Annotated in this window: 29 protein-coding genes and 3 pseudogenes; 6 read left to right on the top strand and 26 right to left on the bottom strand. The window is 46.4% G+C overall.

The annotated features are described in order from the left end of the window. Positions 1 to 582: 582 nt before the first annotated feature. Both ON063_RS10410 and ON063_RS10405 read left to right on the top strand, forming a co-directional pair. Positions 583 to 1,350: a transporter substrate-binding domain-containing protein gene (locus tag ON063_RS10410; RefSeq protein WP_274665084.1), complete on the top strand. Its 768-nt coding sequence runs from the start codon at positions 583 to 585 to the stop codon at positions 1,348 to 1,350. Further along, on the top strand, positions 1,347 to 2,360 hold the full coding sequence (locus ON063_RS10405; protein ID WP_274665083.1) for a pyridoxal phosphate-dependent aminotransferase: 1,014 nt from the start codon (positions 1,347 to 1,349) through the stop codon (positions 2,358 to 2,360). The genes ON063_RS10410 and ON063_RS10405 overlap by 4 nt, the downstream gene beginning before the upstream one ends. Positions 2,361 to 2,382: 22 nt before the next feature. Here the strand turns inward: ON063_RS10405 and ON063_RS10400 are convergent, their stop codons facing one another. Continuing rightward, positions 2,383 to 2,937, bottom strand: a complete 555-nt coding sequence (locus ON063_RS10400; RefSeq protein WP_274665082.1) for a maltose acetyltransferase domain-containing protein — start codon at positions 2,935 to 2,937, stop codon at positions 2,383 to 2,385. Between the two features lie 85 nt (positions 2,938 to 3,022). Here ON063_RS10400 and ON063_RS10395 point away from each other — a divergent pair, with 85 nt between their 5' ends. Then, entirely contained in the window at positions 3,023 to 3,946 is a 924-nt protein-coding gene (locus tag ON063_RS10395) for a DUF7916 family protein (RefSeq protein WP_274665081.1), read from the top strand. Positions 3,947 to 3,983: 37 nt separating this feature from the next. Here ON063_RS10395 and hisIE read toward each other — a convergent pair. From hisIE to ON063_RS10345, 10 genes and pseudogenes are all read right to left on the bottom strand, one after another. After that, a pseudogene (gene hisIE, locus ON063_RS10390) lies at positions 3,984 to 4,621 on the bottom strand (bifunctional phosphoribosyl-AMP cyclohydrolase/phosphoribosyl-ATP diphosphatase HisIE). Then, positions 4,570 to 5,337 carry an imidazole glycerol phosphate synthase subunit HisF gene (gene hisF, locus ON063_RS10385; protein WP_274665080.1) on the bottom strand — a complete coding sequence of 256 codons (768 nt, stop codon included), beginning with the start codon at positions 5,335 to 5,337 and terminating at the stop codon, positions 4,570 to 4,572. The pseudogene hisIE and the gene hisF overlap by 52 nt, the downstream one beginning before the upstream one ends. Next, entirely contained in the window at positions 5,330 to 6,043 is a 714-nt protein-coding gene (gene hisA / locus ON063_RS10380; protein WP_214745297.1) for a 1-(5-phosphoribosyl)-5-[(5-phosphoribosylamino)methylideneamino]imidazole-4-carboxamide isomerase, read from the bottom strand. Before hisA ends, hisF begins: the two co-directional genes overlap by 8 nt. Further along, positions 6,021 to 6,608, bottom strand: a complete 588-nt coding sequence (gene hisH / locus ON063_RS10375) for an imidazole glycerol phosphate synthase subunit HisH (RefSeq protein ID WP_274665079.1) — start codon at positions 6,606 to 6,608, stop codon at positions 6,021 to 6,023. The genes hisA and hisH overlap by 23 nt, the downstream gene beginning before the upstream one ends. After that, entirely contained in the window at positions 6,605 to 7,192 is a 588-nt protein-coding gene (gene hisB / locus ON063_RS10370) for an imidazoleglycerol-phosphate dehydratase HisB (RefSeq protein WP_214783567.1), read from the bottom strand. Before hisB ends, hisH begins: the two co-directional genes overlap by 4 nt. Beyond that, positions 7,179 to 7,415, bottom strand: coding sequence for a hypothetical protein (locus ON063_RS10365; protein ID WP_274665078.1), 237 nt, complete (start codon positions 7,413 to 7,415; stop codon positions 7,179 to 7,181). Before ON063_RS10365 ends, hisB begins: the two co-directional genes overlap by 14 nt. Next, a complete protein-coding gene (locus ON063_RS10360; RefSeq protein WP_274665077.1) occupies positions 7,372 to 8,253 on the bottom strand; it encodes a pyridoxal phosphate-dependent aminotransferase in 882 nt (293 codons plus the stop codon). The genes ON063_RS10365 and ON063_RS10360 overlap by 44 nt, the downstream gene beginning before the upstream one ends. After that, positions 8,250 to 9,467: a histidinol dehydrogenase gene (hisD, locus tag ON063_RS10355; RefSeq protein WP_274665076.1), complete on the bottom strand. Its 1,218-nt coding sequence runs from the start codon at positions 9,465 to 9,467 to the stop codon at positions 8,250 to 8,252. Before hisD ends, ON063_RS10360 begins: the two co-directional genes overlap by 4 nt. Continuing rightward, complete coding sequence (gene hisG, locus ON063_RS10350) at positions 9,464 to 10,072, bottom strand: ATP phosphoribosyltransferase (RefSeq protein ID WP_214691980.1); 609 nt, start codon at positions 10,070 to 10,072, stop codon at positions 9,464 to 9,466. Before hisG ends, hisD begins: the two co-directional genes overlap by 4 nt. After that, positions 10,069 to 10,992, bottom strand: coding sequence for an ATP phosphoribosyltransferase regulatory subunit (locus tag ON063_RS10345; protein WP_214783576.1), 924 nt, complete (start codon positions 10,990 to 10,992; stop codon positions 10,069 to 10,071). Before ON063_RS10345 ends, hisG begins: the two co-directional genes overlap by 4 nt. A gap of 110 nt (positions 10,993 to 11,102) precedes the next feature. Between ON063_RS10345 and hisJ the strand changes: the two genes are divergently transcribed. After that, complete coding sequence (gene hisJ / locus ON063_RS10340) at positions 11,103 to 11,921, top strand: histidinol-phosphatase HisJ (protein WP_274665075.1); 819 nt, start codon at positions 11,103 to 11,105, stop codon at positions 11,919 to 11,921. Between the two features lie 151 nt (positions 11,922 to 12,072). Here hisJ and ON063_RS10335 read toward each other — a convergent pair whose 3' ends face one another. From ON063_RS10335 to ON063_RS10270, 14 genes and pseudogenes are all read right to left on the bottom strand, one after another. Further along, a complete protein-coding gene (locus ON063_RS10335) occupies positions 12,073 to 12,423 on the bottom strand; it encodes a hypothetical protein (protein ID WP_074034584.1) in 351 nt (116 codons plus the stop codon). Between the two features lie 203 nt (positions 12,424 to 12,626). Continuing rightward, positions 12,627 to 13,202, bottom strand: a complete 576-nt coding sequence (locus ON063_RS10330) for a deoxycytidylate deaminase (protein ID WP_214745311.1) — start codon at positions 13,200 to 13,202, stop codon at positions 12,627 to 12,629. Between the two features lie 51 nt (positions 13,203 to 13,253). Continuing rightward, on the bottom strand, positions 13,254 to 14,489 hold the full coding sequence (locus ON063_RS10325) for a toxic anion resistance protein (protein ID WP_214875641.1): 1,236 nt from the start codon (positions 14,487 to 14,489) through the stop codon (positions 13,254 to 13,256). Continuing rightward, a complete protein-coding gene (locus tag ON063_RS10320) occupies positions 14,473 to 15,195 on the bottom strand; it encodes a 5-bromo-4-chloroindolyl phosphate hydrolysis family protein (protein ID WP_214691961.1) in 723 nt (240 codons plus the stop codon). Before ON063_RS10320 ends, ON063_RS10325 begins: the two co-directional genes overlap by 17 nt. Before the next feature lie 197 nt (positions 15,196 to 15,392). Continuing rightward, positions 15,393 to 16,745 carry a sodium-dependent transporter gene (locus ON063_RS10315; protein ID WP_214783584.1) on the bottom strand — a complete coding sequence of 451 codons (1,353 nt, stop codon included), beginning with the start codon at positions 16,743 to 16,745 and terminating at the stop codon, positions 15,393 to 15,395. A gap of 122 nt (positions 16,746 to 16,867) precedes the next feature. Then, on the bottom strand, positions 16,868 to 17,740 hold the full coding sequence (locus tag ON063_RS10310; protein ID WP_274665074.1) for a diacylglycerol/lipid kinase family protein: 873 nt from the start codon (positions 17,738 to 17,740) through the stop codon (positions 16,868 to 16,870). Next, positions 17,737 to 19,242 carry an ABC transporter permease/substrate-binding protein gene (locus ON063_RS10305; protein ID WP_214691955.1) on the bottom strand — a complete coding sequence of 502 codons (1,506 nt, stop codon included), beginning with the start codon at positions 19,240 to 19,242 and terminating at the stop codon, positions 17,737 to 17,739. The genes ON063_RS10310 and ON063_RS10305 overlap by 4 nt, the downstream gene beginning before the upstream one ends. Before the next feature lie 10 nt (positions 19,243 to 19,252). Then, positions 19,253 to 19,969, bottom strand: a pseudogene (locus ON063_RS10300) (ABC transporter ATP-binding protein); the annotation flags it as partial. Between the two features lie 35 nt (positions 19,970 to 20,004). Further along, a complete protein-coding gene (locus ON063_RS10295) occupies positions 20,005 to 20,754 on the bottom strand; it encodes a 3D domain-containing protein (protein ID WP_274665073.1) in 750 nt (249 codons plus the stop codon). 238 nt (positions 20,755 to 20,992) lie between these two features. Beyond that, positions 20,993 to 21,445, bottom strand: a complete 453-nt coding sequence (locus ON063_RS10290; RefSeq protein ID WP_274665072.1) for a hypothetical protein — start codon at positions 21,443 to 21,445, stop codon at positions 20,993 to 20,995. After that, positions 21,442 to 22,209, bottom strand: a complete 768-nt coding sequence (locus tag ON063_RS10285; RefSeq protein ID WP_274665071.1) for a hypothetical protein — start codon at positions 22,207 to 22,209, stop codon at positions 21,442 to 21,444. The genes ON063_RS10290 and ON063_RS10285 overlap by 4 nt, the downstream gene beginning before the upstream one ends. 26 nt (positions 22,210 to 22,235) lie before the next feature. Beyond that, positions 22,236 to 22,595, bottom strand: coding sequence for a DUF2157 domain-containing protein (locus ON063_RS10280; protein WP_274665070.1), 360 nt, complete (start codon positions 22,593 to 22,595; stop codon positions 22,236 to 22,238). A 26-nt stretch (positions 22,596 to 22,621) separates the two neighbouring features. Next, positions 22,622 to 22,822, bottom strand: coding sequence for a DUF2187 family protein (locus ON063_RS10275; RefSeq protein WP_012726121.1), 201 nt, complete (start codon positions 22,820 to 22,822; stop codon positions 22,622 to 22,624). Between the two features lie 40 nt (positions 22,823 to 22,862). Further along, complete coding sequence (locus tag ON063_RS10270) at positions 22,863 to 23,486, bottom strand: NUDIX hydrolase (protein WP_274665069.1); 624 nt, start codon at positions 23,484 to 23,486, stop codon at positions 22,863 to 22,865. Positions 23,487 to 23,598: 112 nt separating this feature from the next. Between ON063_RS10270 and ON063_RS10265 the strand changes: the two genes are divergently transcribed. After that, entirely contained in the window at positions 23,599 to 25,137 is a 1,539-nt protein-coding gene (locus ON063_RS10265; RefSeq protein WP_214691946.1) for an FAD-dependent monooxygenase, read from the top strand. 50 nt (positions 25,138 to 25,187) lie between these two features. Here the strand turns inward: ON063_RS10265 and ON063_RS10260 are convergent, their stop codons facing one another. Then, positions 25,188 to 25,439, bottom strand: coding sequence for a hypothetical protein (locus tag ON063_RS10260; RefSeq protein WP_214691944.1), 252 nt, complete (start codon positions 25,437 to 25,439; stop codon positions 25,188 to 25,190). Positions 25,440 to 25,534: 95 nt separating this feature from the next. Between ON063_RS10260 and ON063_RS10255 the strand changes: the two are divergent. Beyond that, positions 25,535 to 25,716, top strand: a pseudogene (locus ON063_RS10255) (hypothetical protein); the annotation flags it as partial.

Raw genomic sequence — 25,716 nt, 5'->3', positions numbered from 1 at the left:
GCATAGAATTCGAGGCACTTTTTATTAAACTGTCCGTAAAACAGGGCTCAGTTCAACGCTTCCTATTGGCAACTTCTCGGATCGAGAAATCGGGAAGATGGCTTATGATATCGATTGGTCTCTCGTCGAGTATCACCTATCACTTGGACAAAACGTCATTCTTGACAGTCCTTGTCTCTATGACGAATTGCTCGATAAAGGGATAGCGATTTCCGCCAAGTATGGAGCAACTTATCGTTACATTGAATGTCGTCATGAAAATCACGAAGAAATTAACGCACGACTTCGAAACCGTGTCAGACGACCAAGTCAAATTGATCAGGTTTCATATGAGAATTGGTCTAAAATGAATGAACACTGCAAACGGCCTAAGAATCATCTTTACTTGCAGATTTATACGATGAACAATCGAGAGATTCCGATTGAGCAAATTATGTCGTATCTTCTAAAAAACTAAGAATAGAACGCTTTCATTTCAAAAGCGTTTCTCTTTTTAATACTTTTTTGTATTTTTATGCTTTACAATTAATAATCATACATATACACTTAGTCTCATCTACAACAGGGAGGCATTATACACATATGAAAAAATGGTTATTAGCAGGTACACTTATGTTGAGCGCGGCTTTACTCGGTGCATGTAGTCAAGAAACAGAAGGTGAAGCGACAGAGCAAAAAACACTCGTCATGGGGACGAGCGCCGATTACTTCCCATATGAATTTGTCGATACGGCAAACGGGGATGCGATTGTCGGATTTGATATTGAAATTGCAGAAACGATTACAGAACGTCTCGGTTACGAATTGAAAATTGAAGATATGGACTTCGGTAGCTTACTTGGGGCCTTGAACAGCGGGCGTGTCGACTTTGTCATGGCAGGGATGACACCAACAGAAGAGCGGAAAGAGAACGCCGACTTCTCAGACATCTATCTTTCCGCGACAAACTTGATTATGACAAAAGACGAGTCGCTTCAGGCAATCGAAGATTTGTCTGGTAAGAAAATCGGTGTCCAAACGGCTTCGATTCAAGAAAACATCGCAAAAGAACAAGCGCCTGACGCTGAACTCGTATCGTTGAACAAGATCCCTGAAATCGTTCAAGAGTTGAATACAGGTCGAATCGATGCAATGGTCATCGAAGACACGGTCGCACAAAAGTATCTCGATCAAGACGACAGCTTCTATACATTCGCTTTAAAAGAGGATGGCGAAAAAGGATCAGCTGCTGCCTTCAAATTAGATGCTGAGTTACGCGACCAGTTCAACGAAGAATTGAACAAGATGATGGAGTCTGGCGAAATCGATGAATTGGTGAAAAAATGGTTCTCGATGGAGCCGACTGAATGAGACAAGTCAAGCTGCCGATCTATCCCGTCGTTTATCCGACGGGACATCGGTTAAATCAAAATGAAAGTCAGTTCCCGTTACCTGACCGAATCAAGAGCCAGCTTGATTCGTTGACGTATCATGACTTACACGAATATCCGGTCGAACCAATCAATGAATTGTTCGAACAATACGCTGCGTACGTCGGTGTGACACCTGAGCAACTGCTCGTTGGTTGTGGGAGTGATGAAATGATTCATGTCGTGACGCAAGCATTGCTCGCACCAAATGACATCGTCTTGTCCCCGGCACCTGACTTTTCGATGTATCCCATCTTTACGACCATCGCCCACGGGCAACATGTTCAAGCCGTTGATTTATCATATGAGGGAGTTGTAGAGGCAATCGAGACGCATCATCCGAAGCTTCTTCTTCTCTCGAACCCCAACAATCCAACCGGGAAGTTGTGGACCGTAGCAGAATTGACGCATCTCGCCTCACTCGTTCCGTACCTCGTGGTGGACGAGGCGTATATGGACTTCACACCGGATGGCAGCATGATTCCGTTCATTGCGAACCATCCGAATCTCATCGTGCTTCGCACGATGTCAAAAGCGTTTGGATTGGCAAACGTACGAATCGGATTCATGGTGACAAACAATGAACTCGCACACTATTTCCGTCAATTCATCCCACCGTTCAACATTAGCGGGGTGAGTGCAAAGATTTGCAACATCTTCTTAAAAGATGCGACTTATCTTCAAGAAACAATCGAATGGCATGACGAGATACGTCAAAAGTGGGCATCCGCATTTAATTCAATTGGTCATGTCTACCCTGCCTCGACAAACTTTTTGTACATCGAACTCGAGCAACCTGAAGCGGTATGGACGCATTTGACCGCATTAAACGTACACACGTCGAAACAACCGACGGGCATTCGAGTGACCATCGGTGACGAAGCGGCACTTCAGCTTGCACATACAGCAATCCAGCAATTTATAGAAACCAGTCACGTAAAAAACTCCTGAACCTCGTGTTCAGGAGTTTTTGTCAGTCGATCGTTTTGATCACGCGCGCCGGGTTTCCTCCGACGACCGTCCGTGGTGGAACATCTTTTGTGACGACGGCACCAGATGCGATGACTGCCTCATCACCAATCGTCACACCCGGATTGATGATGGCCCCTCCACCAATCCACACCCGGTTCCCGATTGTCACAGGTTTTCCGAACTCATACCCAGAGATGCGCTCAATCGGGTCAATCGGATGTGTCGCTGTATAGATATGTACACCCGGTGCAAGCATACAGTCATCCCCGAAAGTGATCGGACAGATGTCAAGGAAGACACAGTCAAAGTTCGCATAGAATCGTTCACCTAAGTGTATATTGTACCCGTAATCACACTTGAAGTTCGGTTCGATATAATACGACTCTTTCGTCGATCCGAGTAACTCACTAAGAATTTCTTTCCGCTCAGTCAAATCATCAATCCCGGAACGATTGAATCGCTCGGTCAATCGCCGGGCATGCTTCCGATCTTTAACGAGCGTCTCATCACCAGCTAAATACAGTTCACCACGAATCATCTTCTCTTTTTCTGTCATGTTCATCCCTCCTCACTTGTAGTATAGAGGATTTTTGAACGGTATAGGGAATAGAGATAAGGATGAGCAGAAGGAGGCAGATCATGTGAAACGAATATTGGAATGTCGGGCAAGTGATTTTATCACGTTTAATCGTCAAGATTTAGTCGGGTCGATTCGAAAAGCAGAAGGACGAACGGTCATGGCGGAGGTCATCCCGACGGTGCAACCGCTCTACCCAGAAGTCACGAATGCAGAACTGGCAAGAGCGTTCGGTGCCGACTTGATTTTATTGAACATGTTAGATGTGTTCCATCCTTACATTAAAGGACTTGAAAGTCATGCGCTGTTTGGCGACATGCCAGGTGATGAGATGAGTGACCATCCGATTCTGGAGCTAAAGAGACTGATTGGGTTACCGATTGGAATCAATTTAGAACCTGTCGACTTTTCAGAGAGATCGTCTGAAATGAATGAAGTGAAACGAGGTAGACTCGCTTCAGTCGAAGCGTTCCAAAAAGCGTCTGAACTCGGGATCGATTTTGTTTGTCTGACAGGTAACCCGAATACCGGGGTCACGAATGAAGCAATCGAACAAGCCATCATCCGGGGACGTCGTGAATTCGCTGGCGCTATCATTGCCGGGAAGATGCATCAGGCCGGTGTCGGCAGCGTGTTAGATCGCGATGCATATATCCGCTTCGTTGAAGCAGGGGCAGACATTATTCTTCTGCCAGCTCCAGGAACCGTTCCGGGTGTCCGTGAAGAGGCATTCCACGAACTCGTACAAGAACTGCAAGCACTCGGAGCACTCACGTTAGCCGCGATTGGGACGTCTCAAGAAGGGGCTGATGTGGCGACTGTTCGTGACATCGCACTCTCTTCGAAACGTGGAGGCGCGGATATCGTTCATATTGGTGACGCCGGATTGTCTGGGATTGCCGTACCAGAGAACATTCAGGCACTTTCAATTGCCATTCGCGGGCGACGTCATACATACATTCGCATGGCTGCCTCGGTCAATCGTTGACACAAAAAAGGAAGGAGGCGCGCTCCTTCCTTTTGCTTTACCATTCCGTGACGTCTCGACGAGGCTTCGCCGGCGTCGTCGTGCCGTGACGTTTGGCAAGTAACGCTTCCACATCTTCAAAGCGCACACCTTTAGCTGCCAATAAGACGAGCAGGTGATACAGAAGGTCGGCCGATTCTTCGACCAAATCTTCGTCCGTCATTGCGGCAATCACGACCTCGAACGATTCTTCACCGAACTTCTTCGCAATTTTTTCAACGCCTTGTTCAAACAAATACGTCGTATATGAACCTTCTTTTGGTTCATTTTTTCTGGACTCGATCAATTGCTCCAATTCATGAATCATACGTTCACCTCCGTAAAGAAACAGCTTCGATTACCGGTATGACACGTCGGACCGTTCGCATAGACACGAACGAGAAGCGCATCCTGGTCACAGTCGACGTGGATACTGACGACGTCAAGTGTGTTGCCGCTCGTCTCCCCTTTCATCCATAGCCTACCTTTTGAACGAGACCAGAACGTCACGACCCGCTCACGTAGCGTTTGACGGATAGCCTCATCATTCATATATCCGAGCATGAGAACGGCCCCGTCTTCTTCTGAGACGATGATGGCGGGAATCAATCCATTTTCGTCGAAACGAACCGCATCGGCAAGTTGTGACTCGTGCATACGTGCTTCACCTCTTCTACTGTCGTTTTTCGGTCATGTAAGATGGAGGCAAGTAGTGCGGCATCGACCTTCTCGAGCGCTTCGACTACGTGCTCGGCATTCCCCGCCCCACCTGAGGCGATAATCGGAATGTCGACGACTTCGCGAAGTTGTTCTAAAATCGCAAGGTCATATCCACTTTGCTTTCCGTCTTGGTTCATGGACGTGACAAGAAGTTCACCCGCCCCGAGTGCGGCCACTTGTTTCGCCCATTCGACCGCTAATAGTTCTGTCTTCTGTTTACCGCCATATGTGTACACATAGTATTGCCCGTCTTCAAATTTCACGTCGATCGCAACGACGATACATTGTGACCCGAAACGATCGGCCGCTTCTCGAATAAGACTTGGGGATTCGACAGCGAGCGTGTTCAACGATACTTTATCTGCTCCTGCTTTCAATAATGACGAGATGTCATCAAGTGAACGAATCCCTCCACCGACCGTCAACGGGATGAATACTTTCCGTGCTACTGCACTGACGACATCTAGCATCGTCTGGCGGCGTTCCGTACTTGCCGTGATGTCGAGAAAGACGAGTTCATCGGCTCCGGACTCATCATAATACTTCGCGATTTCGACCGGGTCACCGATGTCTCGTAGTTGAACGAATTCAATCCCTTTGACGACACGGCCTTCCTTCACATCGAGACATGGAATAATTCTGCGTTTAAGCATAACGCGCCTCCCATTCAATCAGTTCATCGATACTTACTTTACCGGACAGAAGTGCTTTCCCAACGACGGCCTCATCAATCTTAGCCATCTTTAGTTCCTTCACGTCCTCTTCGGTCGTCACACCGCCTGAGGCAATGAGTGTGACGTTGACGATTTGGCGTAGCGCCTTCATGCGCGCGACGTTCGGTCCATTCAGTTTTCCGTCGGATCCGATGTCCGTATACAGAATTGTCTCGATTCCACGTTTTACGAGGTCTTGAGCGACCGAGATGTCATCGAGCTTTGTCGCTTCCTGCCATCCATTGATGGCGACCTTTCCGTCATATGCATCGAGTGCCACAGCAACTCGTTTGCCATACTTTTCAATCGCCTTGTCTAAAAAGTCAGGATCCGTAAATGCCTTTGTCCCTAAGAGGACACGGTCCGCACCGGTTTCCATGACCGCATCGAGTGAGGCTTCTGAACGAATCCCACCACCTGTCTGTACAAGAAAACCAAGAGACTTCGCATAACGAACGACATCTAAGTGACGCGGTTCGCCTGCTTTAGCCCCTTCTAAGTCGATCAAGTGAATCATCGGCACTTTTCCTTGCCACGCTTTTAATAATTCATACGGGTCACCGTATTGTTCTTCCGTCGAAAAATCGCCTTCCGTCAAACGGACAATCTTGCCTCCAATTAAATCAATGGCGGGTAGTAATTTCACGCTCGACCGCCTCCTTCCATTCTTGAAGTAAACTGAGACCGAACGCCCCACTTTTTTCCGGGTGAAACTGCATGCCCGTGACGAGTCCTTTTTGAACAATCGCGGGAACACGCTCTCCCATATAATCTGCTTCCGCCACGATATAGGCATCGTCAGTCACGGCGTGATAAGAGTGAACAAAGTAGATGTCCTCATCGCGAAGAATTGAGTTCCATCCAACGTGTGGGAGACGCTTCGCGCGCATTCGCTCGACCGTTCCCGGAATCAACCCGAGACCTTTCGTCGGCATGCCTTCCGTACTTGAATCAAACAAGAGCTGCATCCCAAGACAGATCCCTAAAAACGGCTTTTCCGTCGCCATCTTTTGTAATAGCGGGATGAGCCCCGTCTGTTCGAGTGATTGCATCGCTTGCGGGAAAGCACCGACCCCAGGAAGTAAAATGGCGTCCGCTTCTTCAATTTGGCTTGCATCATTCGTAATCACGACGTAGCAACCGATGGCCTGCAACGCACGTTCGACGTTGAATACGTTACCCATTCCATAATCGATGACCGCTACTTTCATCCTTCAATCCATCCTTTCGTAGAAGGGAGACGATCCGTCCCATCGCTCGAGACCGCCTCAGCAAGTGCTCGTCCGAACGCTTTGAACAACCCTTCAATCATGTGGTGTGAGTTCGATCCATACAGGACCGCGAGGTGAAGCGTGAGTCGACCGTTCATGGCAACCGCTCGGAAGAATTCCTCAGCGAGCTCGGTATCAAAATCCCCAAGCTTCGGATTGCGGATATCCGCCTGATAGACAAGGAAGGGACGTCCTGACACATCGACGACCGCTCGCGCTAACGTCTCGTCCATCGGCATATAACTCGTTCCATAGCGGCGAATCCCGACTTTGTCTCCGAGAGATTTGGCGATAAGTTGACCGAGCGCAATCCCCACATCTTCCACTGTATGGTGGGCATCGACCCATGTATCTCCTTCGACTTTCACCTCTAAGTCCATCTGACTGTGAAAGGCAAGTAACGTCAACATGTGGTCAAAAAAACCGACTCCTGTTTGGATGGTGCTTTCTCCTGTTCCATCTAGATTGACTCGAATCTCAATTTTTGTCTCTTTCGTCTCACGCTTTAGTTCAGCTGTTCTCAACAGAATTCACCTCTTCAATCGTTTGTCGGATATAGGCATACGCCTCATCTGTCCCTGCACTGACACGTAATCCATCCGGAAACGCACGTACATGGACACCTTTTTCAAGGAAGCGGGATGCCCACCCTTCACTGTCATCGGTTTTGACATAGATAAAGTTGGCACGACTCGGTAAAATCTCACCGATCGGTCGTAACAATTCCGACATAGATAAAGTTGGCACGACTCGGTAAAATCTCACCGATCGGTCGTAACAATTCCCTTAATTTCTCACGTTGCGCCGTATGGAACTGAATCGACTCTTGGATATACGTCTCATCACGCAATACAACGTTGGCGACCGCGGCACTGAGTCCACTCACGTTGAACGGCGAACGGAACCGGTCGATCTGTTCGATGATTTCTTCTGACGCAATCATGAATCCAATTCGAAGGTTCGCAAGACCGAACGCTTTTGATAACGTCCGTAAAATGATGACGTTCGGATGCTCGTTCAAGCGAGACACAAATGAATCCTCCATCGTGAAATCGATATAGGCTTCATCCACAACGAGATAAGGGACACGTGTCGCAATGTCCGACAATTCTTCAAGTGTCCACATCTTACCGGTCGGGTTATTTGGATTCGAAATCAGAACGAGCTTCGGCTCATTCGTTTGAATGAGTTCGGTTAGCGCATCGTAACTCAATCCATGCTTTTCCGGTTGTATGAAGTGCCCTCTCGCAATCTGTGTGTATATGCCATACATCGAGAAGTCTGGGGCCGGTGCGACCACACGGTCTTCCGTATCTAAAATGGCCTGACTTAAGATGGCTAAGAGCTCGTCACTTCCACTTCCGACCATCAGTTGCGTCGTCTCGACTCCCGCATAGTTCGCATAACTCGCTTTTAAGGCAAGCAATTCTTCGACCGGATAACGGCTGAGCGCCTCGAGTGAAACGTCTCGAATAGCTCGTTCAAGCCGCTCTGGTAACGGATATTGACTTTCATTTTGATTGAGCGCGTACCCTGATACGGCATGGGGCACATATCGCGGGATGTTCTGATAATTTCGTCTCATACGTCCTCCATCCGAACAGCCATCGCACGGGCATGTCCTTCTAATTGTTCTTGTTTTGCGATTCGAATTGCAGCCTTTGTGATTGCCTCATCAAGCTCTGTCATCTCAAGGAACGTCTGACGGCGATAAAAGTCATCGACGGACAATCCGCTCGAGAATCGCGCCGTCCCACTTGTCGGAAGGACATGGTTCGGTCCAGCGATATAATCCCCGAACGCTTCCGCCGCCTCGTGACCGAGGAAGAATGACCCGCCGTGACGTATCGCACCCATCAACGTTTCAGGATTTTTGACGGCCAACTGGACGTGCTCCGCAGCCATCGTGTTCGCGTACTCGATGGCATCTTCTAGTGATCGAACGATGACTCCGCCACGTTTCAATGATTCCCTGGCAATCTCTTGTCGTGGTAAGAGCGAAAGTTGACGCTCAAGCTCTTGTTCGACTTCATCACGAAGCGTTTCTGTCGTGACGAGTGCGATTGCCGTCGCTTCTACGTCATGTTCTGCTTGTGCGAGAAGATCCGCCGCGACCCACTTCGGATTTGCCGTTTCATCGGCAATGATCAACACTTCGGACGGTCCCGCTACAGAGTCGATCCCGACGATGTGCGAGACGAGCGCCTTCGCCGTCGCGACATACGCATTTCCGGGTCCGACAATCTTATCGACCGGACGAATCGTTTCTGTCCCATATGCGAGTGCGGCAACGGCTTGCGCGCCTCCGACAAGAAAACACTCATCAGCACCTGCGATTTTTGCTGCAATCAAGAGAGAAATGTCGATCCCATCTGCTTTTGGTGGGGTGACCATGACGACTCGTTTGACACCGGCCACTTTCGCCGGAATGATATTCATCAGGACGCTCGACGGATAGACGGCTGTCCCACCAGGTACGTAGACACCGACCGAATCGAGCGGCATATAACGTCTTCCGAGTCGGAACATCGTATCTTCGAACACATCATCTTGACGTACTTGATGCGCGTGGAAGGCGCGAATTCGTTCTGCCGCTAAGGTCAACGCTTCCGTCAGTTCAGCATACGCTGCCGGCGGGGTAAAGCGAGACAAATCGATAGACTCGATTTGGTCGACCCCATCGAATTGACGCGTCCATTCAAGGAGTGCTTCATCTCCGCGTGCCTCAACCGCTTCTACGATTGGTTTGACCGCTTCCGCCCAAGCTTCTCGCCGTGATCGATTCGTTTCTGTACTCATGCATTCTCCTCCTGACTCAGCTTTCGAATCCATGCCTTTAATTCGTCAGGCTGCTCTGCCAAAGCCGTTTCGCTCGTGATGAATTTTGCATTGATTGAAAAAATCGTTTCATATTCCTCTAAGTCATTCGCTGCTAACGTCGCACCTGTCTCGACGATGTCGACGATGCAATCCGCTAGTCCTGTTAACGGAGCGAGTTCCACAGACCCATTCAACGCGATGACTTCTACGTTTTGTCGCTTTGACGCGAAGTGTGAGATGGCGATGTTCGGATATTTACTCGCCACTTTTAATTTCTTTGTGCCATTACGTCGAACTTTCGGACCACATACGGCCATCCGACAGCGTCCAAACGGTAAGTCGACGACTTCAAGTACACCTGGCGTTTTCTCTCGTAAAATATCACCGCCGACAATTCCAACATCAGCCGCTCCGTGCATCACATATTTATAGACGTCGTCCCCTTTGACGAAAATAAATTCATGATCTCCTGCTTTTACTGTGAGTTCACGTCCCCGCTTCTCCGGCCAAACGGGTAAATCACGTTCGACAAAAAATTGACGAGCTGCTTTTTCGATTCGTCCTTTCGCGACCGCTACCTTCATTTGATCACCTCATCTAACTGTTCTAAATCGAGTGACATGCCGAACGCTCGTCTTGAGTGTCCGAAATGACCATATAGTGAATCGTATCGTCCCCCTGAAAGGACACGCTTTCCTTCTACACTTCCCGTCACGGTCAAACCTGAATAGTAATCGAAATCTCCCGTTTGACCGAAATCGTACGATACGTCTAGACCGATTGCACGCAAATGTTGTACGGCCTCATCGACTTCATCGATGGCATCGTTTAGAGACTCTGGTGCCTCAGCCCGTAATTCTTCGAGCGCTGAATTCCCAATTAAAAATGGTAGTTTTGCAATCAATGGATAGCGATACGTTTCGGCTAACTCACGTAGCGATTCTAAATTTCGAAGTGCTAAGATTTTTCGGAATGTCCGTTCTTGAATTCCTGTCTCTTTCGCGATGAGCGAGATGACAGCCGCTGATCCGATTTTGATTGTCAAACGCTCAGTAGGCAGGACTCCTTCCGTCATATCGAGAAATGATTCGATAAGATGACTGTCCTTCATTTCCCCGTCGACCCACTCGAGTCCAAGCTGTTGTCGTTCATGTGGTTGACCGGAATGCTTGATCGTCCGACGATAGACGGCCCCAGCGTATGCGACACGCATCGGTTCATGACCGTCTGCTAATTTTCTTGCGATTTGCAATGTATAGTCAGGACGCATGACGAGAAGTTCCCCGTCATTCCCGAATAAACGATAATAGGCCGACTCGTCAAAGAGCGCCAAATTTTGATAGTGCGAATAGTATTCGAGTAACGGCGGGTCGATGACAGCATAACCGCTCGCCTCTGCCTTTTCTAAAAATGACAGCATCCACCGCTTTGGTCGAATGACATCTCCTGATTGTAGTTCATACCATCCTTCTGGAATTGAACCTTTCGAATTTGACCAAATCATGATAACCACCCTTTATCTTATTATCACTTTACCAAACTAAAGTAGTGTGTTAAATTTATCAAACAGAGAAACACCTGTCAACCAATTGAACTGAAAAGGACGTGTAACGGATGTTTAACTTTACCCATGATGGCCATGTGCATACCCCATTTTGTCCTCACGGCACAAAAGACCCGATTGAACAGTATATTCAAGTCGGGATTGAAAAAAACCTGCAAACGATGACGTTCACAGAACACGCACCGTTCCCACAGGCATTTACCGATCCGGTGCCGAATCAAGACTCCGCGATGTCGATTGACCTCCTTCCTGACTACCTTAATACGTTGCATCAGATGAAAAGTCAGTATCAAGAGGTCATTGACATTAATGTAGGACTAGAAGTCGACTTGTTACCACATCTAGAAGAAGAGACGATTGCTTTGTTAAAACCATATGCTCCCCTTCTTGATGAAGTCATCTTGTCCCAACACTTTTTATTGGTAGATGGTGTGTATATGCCGATAGATTATTCTGCTGAAACGTTTGACGACCTCGTTCAAGCGCTCGGTTCATTTGAAAACGTGATGAAAGCTTATTATGACTCGATTGAACGTAGTCTTAGCTTTCCATGGGAAACGATTCAAGTCGCTCGGATTGGACACATCGACTTACCGATCAAATATCAAAAAAATTATGACTGGGATCGTTCAGCAGTCAGACAAGAGGAAGAACGTCTCTTGCGAGCGATTGCCGGCAGAGGATTCGGTCTCGATTTTAATACCGCCGGACTTAGAAAGCCTGAATGTGGTGAGCCATACGTCGCAGGACTCGCCAAATATGCGAGCCAATTGAATATCCCTTTCACGTTAGGATCAGATGCTCACCTCGCTAAAGATGTAGCCGCTGGATTCGACATCATTGCACAAAAAAAAGCCACGTTCCTATGAACGTGGCTTTTTGACAGCGATCTAGCTATCTAGATCCCCATGCTTATGGTTGACAACGATATGGCGTTCCATTTCTTCATCTGTAAATATCATACCATAACGAAGAATAGATGCAACAAAAAATTGGGTGAAATGGTTCACCCAATTAAAATCACATCGCTGCGTATAAAGTTTTCAAGTCGTTTGTCGCTGCCTCATCCATTTGGAGCGCTACAAGTTCAACATATTGAAGGGCAGGATCTTGATCTTTTGATAAAGCAACGATTTCAGCGGCTGCCTTATCGAGTGCTAACAAAATGCCTGACACCCCGAGTGTCGGATAGTAACGAAGAAGTGCACGGACATGCTTAATCTCAGAAACTTCATTTCCATTGATGGTCAACGATTTGACTGCCAATTCCTGATGCATGCCAATCGCAAATTTATCTTCCCATACTTCTTCAAGTGTGATTAACGCTTCTACTTCATATGCACCATCTGTAAAGCGAACGTGTTTTTCCATGAACAAATTCCCCTCTCCTGAATCTACTTTTATTATATAAGAGATTTTAGAGAGTATATTGTGAAATATTGAACATTATGTGTAAAGTTTGTCTCACTTCATTTTGAACAACAAAAAAAAAGGCCCCTCCGAAGAGGGGCGAATAATGGAAGAGTAAAACACCATTGGCAGTACATTAATAATATATCATCTAATGAAAACGTTTACAATGTATTTTTGTACATTTTTTCAAGTGGCATATGTAACACTTCGATCCCACTCTCACGCATTAATTCTAATCCATCACCATGCTCATATCCGACCGCATAAACGACGCGGGCGACGCGCGCTGCAATCAGAGCAAGAGAGCAGGCATGACACGGTGAATGAGTGACGTAGGCCGTTGCACCGAACGCATTCGTCGAATCAGCAGCCAATTTTCCGATCGCATTGATTTCGGCATGAATCTCATGTTGCTTCGACCAGTGATGATGATCATACGGGTCCGTACATTTGATATATGTCACACCATCACGGATGAGCCGAGCGGGCTCATTGATCATATCGAGATCCGACGATGCAACGTAGTCGGCATGCTTATAGAAGCCGTCTTCTTGCTTGATATAAATCTCATTACAGTTCGTATGACCAGAAGGTGTACCGTTTAGACCAATTGAAATCGGTTTTTCATCTTTGACGATGACACAGGCAACGCTTTTCGATGCACACTTCGAATGTCGTTCTGCCATCATATCAGCGAACAGTAGCCACGTCTCGTCCCACAATCGTTGTTTCTCCATATAAGCCCCTCCTCGTAGAAAAGGAAAGTCTGATTGCTCAGACTTCCCTTCTTAATATCCTGTATCTTTTGGCAGTTCTTTATTTTTTGAGGCAATCTCAATGACTTTCTCTTTGAGCTCATGCTCCATCCGATCAAGTTCACGCTCGGCGTCACGACGCTTTTGTTTACCTTCTTGTTGAATGCGTAACGTTTCATCAAGTGTCGAGAGTAAATTCTCGTGAGCGACTTTAAGGGATTCCACAGAGACAATCCCTTTTTCATTTTCTTGAGCGATTTCAATCGAAGAGTCTTTGAGCATCTTCGAGTTCTGCTCAAGCAACTGATTGGTCGTCTTCGTCACGTCCTGTTGCATACGAAGTGCCGTCTTCTGACGCGTCAAACTAAGCGCGAGAACGACTTGGTTCTTCCAAAGCGGAATCGTATTGACGACCGCTGACTCGATTTTCTCAGCGAGGATTTGGTTGTTCTGTTGGATGACTCGGATTTGTGGCGCCATTTGTAGACTGATGGTACGGCTCAATTTCAAATCGTGTAGCTTCTTCTCAAACCGATCTGCCAATTGAATCATATCGTTCAACTGTTGAAGTTTAGACTGATCTTTTGAAATTTCGACTTCTTGACGAAGTGGCGCGATTTCATGTTCACGTACATGATCAAGTTTCGTTTCTCCCGCAGCGATATAGACGTTCAACTCTTCGAAATACCGCTTATTCTTATCATACATTTGATCGAGCATCGTGATGTCTTTCATTAAACCGAACTTCGCACGATCGAGGTTATGGATGACCTCTTCCAAATAGACGTTCATTTTTTCGAATTGAAGCTTATAGTTTTCGGCTTTCTTCTTTGCACGACCGATGAGCGGGATGTTGTCCATAAAACTCTTTTTCTCCGGTTGAAGCATGTCCGGGTCCATCTTTCGGACGTTCTGCATTAAGTCAGACAAGAGTTTCCCCGCATCCCCACCATCTTTCATTCGAACTTCCGTCAGAATTTGGTCAGAGAATTGTGAAAGTTCACGTTGAACGTTCGAGCCAAACAACATGACCGAATCTGTCTTTTTAATGTCAATCGACTCCGCCAATCGTGTAATTCGCTCACGGTGCTCTTGAGGCACGTCTGGCTTGGCTTGGATGGCTGGTACTTCGTGAGGTTGTGAAACAGATGACCATTCCACAGATGGGTCGCTAAATCCCTCTGTTTCTGTTTCTGTTTTCGTTTTCGTATCAGATGTCAGCTCTTCTTCCGGCCATGACTGCCAGTTCGTTTCATTCGATGAAGTCATGTTTCTTTCTCCCTTCCGGCTGATCAGATAAGACTCGCTCCATCATGATCAGTTCGCGTTCGAAGTCTACGGCGTCATCTTCAAGAAGACGTCCGCGTTGTTCTTTAAATTTATCGACAATTAGTCGCATATTCGTGATTAATTGCTCTCGAGTCTCTTCTTGAATGACGACTCGTTTTCCTTCAAGTTCTTTAAATTTCAAGACGACCGAGACGAGGGAATCTAAGTAGAATGTGAACAAGTCTCGAACATGTTTTGCGTCTTGTGGATTTTCGAAAAGTTCTTCGAACAATTCGTGTGCTTCTTTGGAGACAGCTTTCATCTCACGCCTTACTTCCACATCTTTGATTTCAGGAAGGACGCGGTCAATCTGTTGTAGCTTCTCATAACCTTGTTCAATCGTCCGTTGCAAAAATTGAAGTTCTAAATCGTCCGTTGCCTCGAATTGACGCGCCGGGACGGGTTCCTCAATCGGCTTGAGGATTCTTGAACCTGAGAAAGGCTCATCCTCATCGAGCAACAGTTTTTTCTTGGCACGCTTCGCGACCATTGTTGGTGTTCGTTGACGGTTTTTGCGCTTGTTCGTCGACCAGACTTCATTCAAGACGAGCGCCCCTACTATAATGAATAACCAGGAGAAATCGAATACGTTGATGGCAAAGTATATGACTGCCCCTGTCAGGGCCCATTTCATCCATGTTTTCATTCTTTTCACCTCATCTCATGTTACTTCTATTGTACATTACGAAACCTATCAAAAAAAGTTTCGTCATCCCTATCATTTTAGCATAATAAAATTTGTTGTTTCCTCCGTCCACAGGTGTAAAAACGAATACCTATATCGACTTCTTTCCCGTTGTGCTATGAAAAAAACCGTAGACCTTTAAGCCTACGGTTTGTCCATTATGTTGTAACCCACGTTGATACCATAACAATGGCTACTGTCACAGGAATGACGTAGCGAATGAGCGCATGCCAGATCGGATAAAGCTTCTTACCCGGTTCTGACGTTTGAATCTCATCTTTCAAAATACGTTGATCGACGACGTATCCGACAAAAATCGATGTCAAGAGCGCCCCGACCGGCATCAAAATATAGCTGACGAGGTAATCCATTGTATCAAAGAACGTACGCCCATTCCAAATTTGTAAATCACTCAATAGTCCGAATGACAAGGCAGATGGAACGCCTACGACGAACACGAGAATGGCTGCCGTTACGGTTACTTGCTTCTTCGTCCAAGTCGATTTCTTTTCGTTCAACCGATCTGTCACACCCGCGACAACAACTTCTAACATCGCGATTGACGACGTGATCGATGCGAACGCGAATAGTAGGAAGAACAACACCATGAAGAAGCCGCCAAGTGGTACTTGGTTAAAGACAGCTGGTAATACAACGAACAGTAACGCCGGGCCTTCAGCTGGATCAAGTCCTGAAGCGAAGACTGCCGGGAAAATAGCAAGTCCAGCTAAGAGTGAAACCGTGATGTTCAATAGAACAATCATGTTCGCAGAACGGTTCAACGTCCCTTTCGTCTTGATATACGACGCATATGTCAACATCGCCGCTACCCCTAACGATAAGGAGAAGAAGGCTTGTCCTAGGGCAAATAGTACCGACTCACCCGTCAATGCAGAGAAGTCAGGTTGTAAGAAGAAGCGGACTCCTTCCATCGCCCCGTCGAGTGTCAATGAACGGACGACAAGTACGATGAAGCTAATGAACAAGAGCGGCATTAAAATCTTGCTCATCCGTTCAATCCCTGCTTCGACCCCGCGTAAGACAATCAATAACGTGATCAATAAGAATAAAAATTGTCCGAGTACCGCGATGCCAGGTGTTGACACAACATTTCCGAACACATCTCCGAACTCGTCAGCTGTACGACCAGTTAATGTCCCACTCAAACCGAGACCGATATAAATGAGGACCCATCCTCCAATAACACTATAGAAGGAAAGCAACAAGAAACATGCGATGACTCCTAAATAACCGATAATGCTCCAACGACCATGCCCTAATTGTTTGAAGGCAAGAAGTGCCGTCTTTTGAGTTGAACGTCCAACAATGAATTCACCAATCAATAATGGCAGACCAAGTAATAATGTGAACGCCAAAAACATGAGTAAAAAGGCACCGCCCCCACTAGTTCCAGTGACATATGGAAATTTCCATATCGCACCTAAACCGATTGCCGACCCTGCGGCAGCTAGAATGAATCCAATTTTTGAGGCGAATGAGTTTTGCGCCATGATTACCCCTACTTCCTGTTTTTCATTTCATTTTCATAATAATAGTGAAATACTAACACGGTTCAAGGGTCAGGACAACATAAAAACAGAGAAAAGTCTGAATACTTTTCTCTGTTGATGCTTTATGGCGTTAAAAACATGAGTGCCCGCTCTCGAATCTGGATTGATAAGTGATCCGTTTCGAAATGTTCACCGTCGATATCGATGACTTGTGGCTCATTCAATTCAACTTCAACATGTGAAGTTTGAAAGTGATTCCACTCCTCTGATTTTTGATCGAGACCGAGCTGTTGGGCTAACAATTGTCGGATCATCGGAAATCCAATAGACGAACTGTGAACGACCTCTAACATGCCATCCGAAAACGATTGCGTCTCCAATTTCGTCGGTACAGTTCCGAGATAACTCCCGTTGCCTACGTATAAGAAACTGACGTCTCCTTCGTAAAGCAGTTCATCTTCTCGACGTAACCGAATCTGAAACGGGTCAGCTTCACGAAATTGGCGGATGGTTGCAAGAAAGTAGCCGATTGAACCTAAAGATTCTTTCTCATCCGGGTCGATTTGGCGTGACGTATCTGCAATCAATCCGACTCCAACGAAATTGAGGGCATACATCTGATCTACTTGAATCACGTCCACATGTTGCTCATGGTTCGATTTGATGATGCTCGCGGCTTGTGTTGGTTGAATGGGAAGTTCGAGCGCTCGTGCGAAGTCATTACACGTCCCAGCAGGAATGATTCCTACTGTCGGTCGCTCCTCAAGCTCTAACGTCATCAACCCATTGACTACTTCATTGAGTGTACCGTCTCCCCCGATGACAATCAGATGGTCGAACAATCCACTTTCTTTTGCAAATCGAAGTGCGTCCCCGATTTCTCTTGTCTTCTTGATGATGATTTCTTCATAGAGCGATTCAATCGTTCCGAGGACTTCCCCGAGCATCGTTTCGCTCGTACCAGACTTCGGATTCGAAATAATCAATGCTCTCATAATAACCCTTCCTGTTCTAAGAAGTCTTTCGCTACATCATAGGCGCGTTCATTTCCGTACGCGACACGACGGTTCAATTCAGACATTTGTTCGTCTGTGATTTTACCTGCGAGCTGATTGAGCGCATCCTCAATTTCTGGATACTCTTCAAGCGTCTCTTCCTTCAGGAGCGGTGCCCCTTGGTAAGGCGGGAAGAATTGTCGATCGTCTTCTAGAACGACAAGATCGTTCTCAGCAATATCAGGATCCGTTGCATATGCGTCTACTAAATTGACATCTCCTCGTGAAATGGCACGATAGCGTAATTTTTGCTCCATCGAGACGACAGAAGGGAAATCAAATCCGTACTCGTTTTGAAGTCCTGGATATCCGTCTTCACGGTCGGTGAATTCAAGTGTAAAGCCTGCTTTAATATCTGACTGAACGTTTCGTAAATCTGAGATGGCAGAGATACCTTCTGCCTCGGCATAGTCACGTGGAATCGCGAGTGCGTACGTATTGTTAAACTGCATCGGTTCGAGCATGACGTACCCGTCTTCGGCAAGCGCCTCTCTAGCTTGTTCATATACTTCACGGGCATCGTTTGATTCTGGCGTCTCCTTGACGAGACTCGCGAGTGCCGTTCCGGTGAATTCTGGATAAATGTCAACATCACCAGATTGGAGGGCGCCCCATACAAATGTCGTCTCCCCAAAGTTCGGCTTCACCGATACAGTCAAATCTGTTTCTTCTTCAATCAACAACTTATACATATTCATAAGAATTTCTGGCTCTGGACCGAGTTTCCCGGCTACGACAAGGTCTGTCTCTTGCGAACGACCAAATGCGAGCGGTGTAATGATGATGAGGGCGAGTACGGTAGAGACGGCAATCAATTTCGTCTTATTACGGGTCGCTGTCGCACCTTCCATCTGACGTAACAAGAAGTCAAACAGGAGAGCTAAAATGGCGGCCGGGATGGCACCCAGTAGTATTAAGTAATTATCGTTACGGTTAATCCCGAGCAAGATCAGCGTACCGAGTCCGCCTGCCCCGACGAGTGCGGCAAGTGTCGCCGTACCGACGATGAGGACCATCGCTGTACGGATACCTGCCATGATAACAGGTAGGGCGAGCGGAAGTTCGACTTTCATCAAACTTTGATTCGGTTTCATCCCACAAGCTCGAGCTGCTTCAAGTAACGATTTGTCCACTTCATTCAAACCAGTGAATGTGTTTCGTAAAATCGGTAGGAGCGCATATAAAACAAGCGCAATGATGGCAGGTAATGCCCCGATCCCGACGAGCGGAATCATCAATCCAAGCAAGGCAAGCGAAGGAATTGTTTGAATAATCGCAGTGACACCAATGGCGGTTTCGGCGATTTTCTTGCGACGCGTCAGCCAAATCCCTAATGGTACGGCAATTAAGACGGCAATCAAAAGTGATACGACAGAGAGCTGTAAGTGCTCAATCAGTGCCTCGACAAGCTGTCCTTGTCTATTTTGGAACGTCTCAAGCATCCAACTCACCTCTTCCGCGTTGTGTAAATTCTAAGACGAATGGGTCTTCACTCGCTAATATCTCCTCAGGTGTACCAACTAACATTAATTCACCATCCCTCATCAATGCGATGCGATCCCCGAGCTTCATCGCTTCTTGCATGTCGTGTGTGACAAACAGAATCGTCTTTCCGAGTTCGTCATTTAATCGTTTGATGTCATCTTGCAATTGGCCACGGCTAATCGGGTCAAGTGCAGAGAAAGGTTCATCCATGAGGATGACGTCCGGGTCAGCCGCTAAGGCGCGCAATACACCCACACGTTGCTGTTGACCTCCAGATAGTTCCGAAGGCTTCTTCGAACGTAGTTTTGGATCGAGACCGGCAATTTTCATCAATTCCGTCACCCGGTCCTTTGTTCGTTCTTTTTTCCATTTCAATAGTTCAGGTACGACAGAAATGTTTTCTTCCACTGTCAAATGGGGGAATAAAGCAATTTGTTGGAGCACGTAACCGATGTTACGACGCAATTCGAAAATATTGAACTGGTAGATTTCTTTTCCATCGATTAGAATCTTTCCATCCGTATGGTCAATTAAACGATTCACCATTTTCATTGTTGTAGTCTTTCCACAACCGGAAGGTCCGATCAATACAAAGATTTCTCCTTTTTCTACTGTTAAGCTTAATTCTTTGACGGCTAACGTCCCGTCCTCATAACGTTTTGACACATCCCGAAACTCAATCAACCTGATCCCTCCTCGACTATTTCCAAAATGGAAATTCAAATAGTATTTTGCCCTATTTTCTGCTTTGTTAAACAAAAAAAGGCTCGACGCCCCCACTGGATGGCATCCTGTTTTGAATCGACGAGTAAATCGACGATATGTCCTTTGATTCTGCCGCCTGTATCAAGGGCAATCGCGTCACCGACACCTTGAATATGGACTTTAGAACCTAATGGAATAATGGCCGGATCGACGGCGATAATTCGCATCCCATTATAATAGATTGAATCTGTGACATCATGACCGGTTGCCGTTAAGACACGACCGCCATACGCCTTGTTATCAGCCACATCATTCGAGTATGCTGTCGATTCGACTGTAATGACTTTCTTATTCGGCGACGTAGACACCGGTGTTGCCGTGGTTTTCTTGCTCGAAGAAACCGCTGCTTGTTGTGCTGCCGCACGTTCGGCTTCTTTACGCGCTTCTTCCGCTTTACGCTCTGCTTCGAGTTTAGCAAGTCTTGCTTTCTCTGCTTCCGCTTCTGCTTTCGCTTTTTCAGCAGCGAGACGTTCTGCTTCTAAACGCTTTTCTTCAGCAATGCGTTTTTCTTCAGCAATTTTCTTTTGACGAGCGATTTCTTTTTGTCGTTCTTCTTCGATCGCTTGTCGTTCAAGTTCAAGAGGATTTTGGACAATCTTCTGTTCTGTCCCGATTCCGATCTGAGCAGCATCTGCTTGATCGACAAATGTGAACATCCCCATCATCGCGGTTCCAAATAGAATCATATATTTAATGAATTTCATCGTAGTAAGGTCATCACCTTTCTCGTTATGTAACGAACAGATGTTAATTTACCACGACCCGTCACATTCGAGTAGCCATTTCAACGAAGTGAAACATTCCTGACATATGACTTCAAAAGTGGTTACAGATTGTAACAATTGCAAAAAACGTTGCTACCACTAGCTTTCACAAAAAAATTACAGATTCGTTACAATAATCCTTGTAACAAACCTGTAATCTCCCTGTCATGCGGTTTACTTATTCAATTGGCTTTAAATCATGCAATCTGAGCATTCCCCACGGTGCAACATCGACTTCGACTGTGAACGATTTTTCACCCTCGACCCTATCCACTTCATCTAGAGGGACACGATACGACCCCATTTCTTCTATATAAAGGTTACGGTCATAATAGTTCGCGCGTACTCCTCCGAAAAACGGTTTTGACTCGACTCGGTCGATGACAGCAAAACCATCTTCCCCTTGTTTAAACGAGACGTAAACGGTTCCCGTCTCCACATTATGACGACCTTCAAATTCATCGTACTCCAGATAAATCGAGTCCCCAAAATACGGATCATACGGTTCGAACGAGTTACCCTTGAACGTGTATGTCTCCCCCACCCACGAGATGGCGTAAACAAGGATGACAAACAAAATCGCAATCATGACTTGGACGGCAGGAATGATCCACGTAGACAACCGTTTCATGTCGTCACATCCCTTCTCGTACGATTACGCCACCATAATCCGAGTGACAACGCAAAGACGATCAGTGCACCAATCAAGAAGAAGAGAGATATATCGAGACGGTCCCAAACGTAAATGAAATAAATCGTCATCTGGACGACTAAGAAATAGATGAAGGCAAAGATGGTTCGTTGTCTCGTCATGTCTTGACGAACGAGATAAGCCAATGCAATCACTTCAATTAATACCGCCAAAAGAACACCAGAGTCCTCGAACAACGCGAACGGGATGACTGCGAGCAAACTTACCCACATCAAATCGCTCCGACGATGAATCAAGTAGACGGCAACGAGCGCAATGGATAAAAGCGTAGCCTCTATAATCGAAGGCGGTCTTTGAGAGAGCCAGCTTTCCGTGACGTTCACCAAATAACCGATGGAGAGGATGGCTGCGACGAACAAATATACAGCTTGCCATGCAGCTTGTTTTCGATAAATGAGAAGCAGCACATGTAGAATAACAAGAGACCAAAGTGGCCATAGTCTACCTTCATAGTCGACATATTGTCCAAAGATATTAAGAATGCCATAAAAGGTAAGCCAAGCGAACGTTCGGTCTAACGATTCCTCTACAAAATGGAACCATACCCAGGTCACGAAGAGTGCAAATCCAATCAACGTCAATCCGAGACTTTCGAAACTGTTCGTTACGGCCATAAATGCGGTGATAGCGGAAATCACCGAAAAGATGATGTGTTTATATAGGATTCGGTGAAGGACTGCCATTGTGAACAGAATCCAAAATAGAAACGTCAACTGTCCGGACAGATTATACGTTGTAAAGATGAGACGAATCCTAGTACTCGTAATAATGTCACGTACCTTGGGGTTTTCAATCTGACCCGTTCGGCAAACACATAAAACCCCACCATAAAAATGAGAAATAATCCAATCTTCAAAAGGTCGGGAATCGCCTGCCAATTAGCTGCGACGAAGCTGAATAGACTGAGTGCCAGTAAAATTGAACCGACAATGACTAAAACAGGCGGCTTGTGATCATGTTGCTCACTAGCCGCCCGTTGTTTATGTTCATAGTCGACTAGTCTTTTACCGGTCGCTTCATCTAACAAACCCGCCTCTTGCCATTCACGTACTTTTTTGTCAATGGACACCTGAATCATCCCTTTCGGAAAAAAGGTCAGCTGGCGCGTTCAATCAATTCTAATTCTGATTTTAGTAAAACTTGTTTCTCAAACTCGAGTCCGAGCTGTTGGAACTCTTCCATAATCGATACGTCTCCGATTACAGTATTGGTCAGTACGGCGGTCACTTCTGCGACCCATCCTTCACGAGTCGACTTCACGATATCACCTACGAGGAATTCTTCAGACACACCCATTCACTTCCAATCTAAATTTGTTTCTATCATTATAACGAAATTATGTCGGTTTGAATACGTTTTCTTTTATGCGTTGAATAAATTGTGTCAAAAATTTTCCAGTAAGTCCCCAAATGATATAGTCCTCATGTTCATAAAAAGGTTCTCTCATTTTAATTACCCGTTTTTTGTACGCTTTAGCATTCGCCAATCGGTCTAACGGAATATTTTGATCTGGGTTCATCGTCCATTCCATCTCACCATGAAACGGGTCAATCATGAGCAACGTCGATACCGGTACCGTAAACAAATGATCGACCTCATCTGTCTCTCTTACGGTCGGCAACTCCGCCAACATGCCCACAAAAGGATAAATCAATTGTCGATGGGGCGTGGCGAGCGGCCTCAATTTACCGATGACCTCGATTTGACTGGAGTCAAGTTCGAGCTCCTCACACGTTTCTCGAACCGCTGCTTCGACAGGCGTCTCCCCTTTTTCAAGTCGTCCACCAGGAAATGAAATCTCTCCAGGCTGCTGCCGCATCGTGTGGGCACGTACTTCAAACACGACGTGCCATTCTTTTTCTATTTCAACGAGCGGTATCAAAACCGCTGCCGTCTGTTCATAATCTTCTTCCATTGTAAAGCTATCTCGAATTTGCTTTTCTTTGATCCATGGCTGCACACCGTTCACTCACCTTCCGTCATCGAATATCCTATACCGTTCTATACCCCACTTTTCGTTTAATCGCTGCCAATGTCGGAAATATCATTATTAATGATAGGAGTTGATCACTTTGGACGAACAAGTGGATGTACTAATCGTTGGAGCCGGACCAACCGGCCTAACACTCGGCCTCACCTTAGCCAGATATGGCGTATCATTTCAAATCATCGATCGAAAAACGACCCCGTCGGATAATTCTCGAGCCATCGGAATCCAACCGCGTACAATTGAAGTGTTTTCTCGTTTGGATGTTGCACAAGAAGTGCTCGAACGGGCACGGACGATTGAGCGAGGGAATCTCTACTTCTCAGGTCAATGGACGGCAAAGCTCGAGTTTTCAAAACTTGTCACCCCATATCCGTTCGTGACATTACTTCGTCAAAATGAAACAGAAGAAATTTTAGAACGTGCCTTAAAAAAACATGGTCACTCGGTGAAGCGTGGAGAATCACTCTCTTCCATCACTCAATATCCGTCGCGTACAATCGCCCATTTGACTGCTGAAGGCGGAACTCATCGTTCGGTCGAAGCGAAGTATGTCGTTGCCGCTGATGGCGCCAATAGTTCGATTCGTCGAATGCTCGCCCTCCCATTCAGTGGGAAGTCGTTCAAAGAGGCGTGGGTATTGGCAGATTTGAAAGCCGATTGGCCGATTTCTCGCGAAGAGGTTCACATTTTCTTCTCGGACCAAGGGGTGCTCGAAGTATTTCCACTTACGGATGAAACGATTCGAATCACAGGAAACCTACGGACCGATGAGTCGTTCGTCGAATCAGACCTCCAACAATTCGTGGAGCAACGTAGTCATATGCCCGTTCACATACACAATGTCGAATGGTTCTCGCTCTTTCGGGTCCATAACCGGATGGTCGATACGTTCATCCATAATCGCGTCATTCTAATGGGTGATGCCGCCCATATCAATTCACCGGTCGGGGGGCAAGGAATGAATACCGGGATTGCGGATGCATTCAACTTGGGCTGGAAACTATGGCTCCATTTGAAGACGGGGGCACCGCATCAAGTCGTCTCGACGTATCGGAATGAGCGTGAACATGTTGCCAGAAATGTACTACAGACGACAAATGTCGCGACTGTGATGCTTCAGACGACGTTGCCGATGCTATTACCGTTCCAAGCGATTGGGGCAGATGTCTTCACTCGCGTCAATCTCGTCAATCAAAAAATCACGGAACGGATCTCTCAGCTTCATCTATCCTATCCAAAAACGCTACGCATGCCGTTTCGCCGCGTCGCAGAAGGGAAGATTTTCCCAGAGACAGAAATTTTACGAACAGATGATGGATTCCGGACGAAGATTTCAGAGATTGCCGACGGTCGCTTCCAAGTACTCGTTTTCGACGATGGCAAACGTGATTTGACGTCAATCTATGAGTACTTAAATCAGCATCATCCGTTCATTCAGACCATCACCTTGTCGAAGACGAGTCGTCCATTTTTCGACCAAGGGAATGAACTCGCCAAGTCCCTGTTTATGAAACGTGGTATTTTAGTCATTCGTCCGGACGGTTATTTGTTGCACAAGCAACATCACGTCCGTCTAAAACCGCTGCAAGAGAAGTTGGCCGTCTGGCTCCCATCATCTTAATAGTTTATAAATGGAGAGCCTCACCGAATTGGTGAAGCTCTCCATGTCATTTACTCTTCAACATTTACATACAGAATACCTGGTTTTGAGAGCGTCAAGTCATAGAATGCTTCGAACGCTTCGATATCTTCTAGCTTGCGAAAGTCAATCTTGTCCGTCTCTTCGTTCGGGATGGCAACGATAATCCCTTCCTCTGTCGACTTGATCATGCCCGTTTGTCCGTTGTGAATGCGAATATAGAGAACTTGTTGATCTTCAAGAAGCGAGATAGCCTCTCGTCTTGATTGAATCGGTTTTTTCATATAATCCCCTCTTTTCCATTTTAGTATAACGTTCAGTTCGTATTGCTTTCAACTCGCCACCCTATTAAACTTGTGTAAAGAAGGGGTTGAATGCGTTGGAAACATTATTCATCATTGTACTTGCCATCTTGTTCGTCATTTTAGTGACGATTCGGACGATTCGGAACTTAAAATGGATTCGCTTCGGTGAAGCGTTCGGGAAACAAGGGGAAGAACTTCTAGGTGACTATCATTACCTGACAGAACAGGGAATCACCTGTCGCATCGAGCAAGGACT

The organism is Exiguobacterium sp. B2(2022) (genome assembly GCF_028823655.1).
Classification (GTDB): Bacteria; Bacillota; Bacilli; order Exiguobacteriales; family Exiguobacteriaceae; genus Exiguobacterium; species Exiguobacterium aestuarii_A.
The sequence above is the reverse complement of the archived record's forward strand: the minus strand, read 5'-3'. Positions and strand labels throughout refer to the sequence as shown.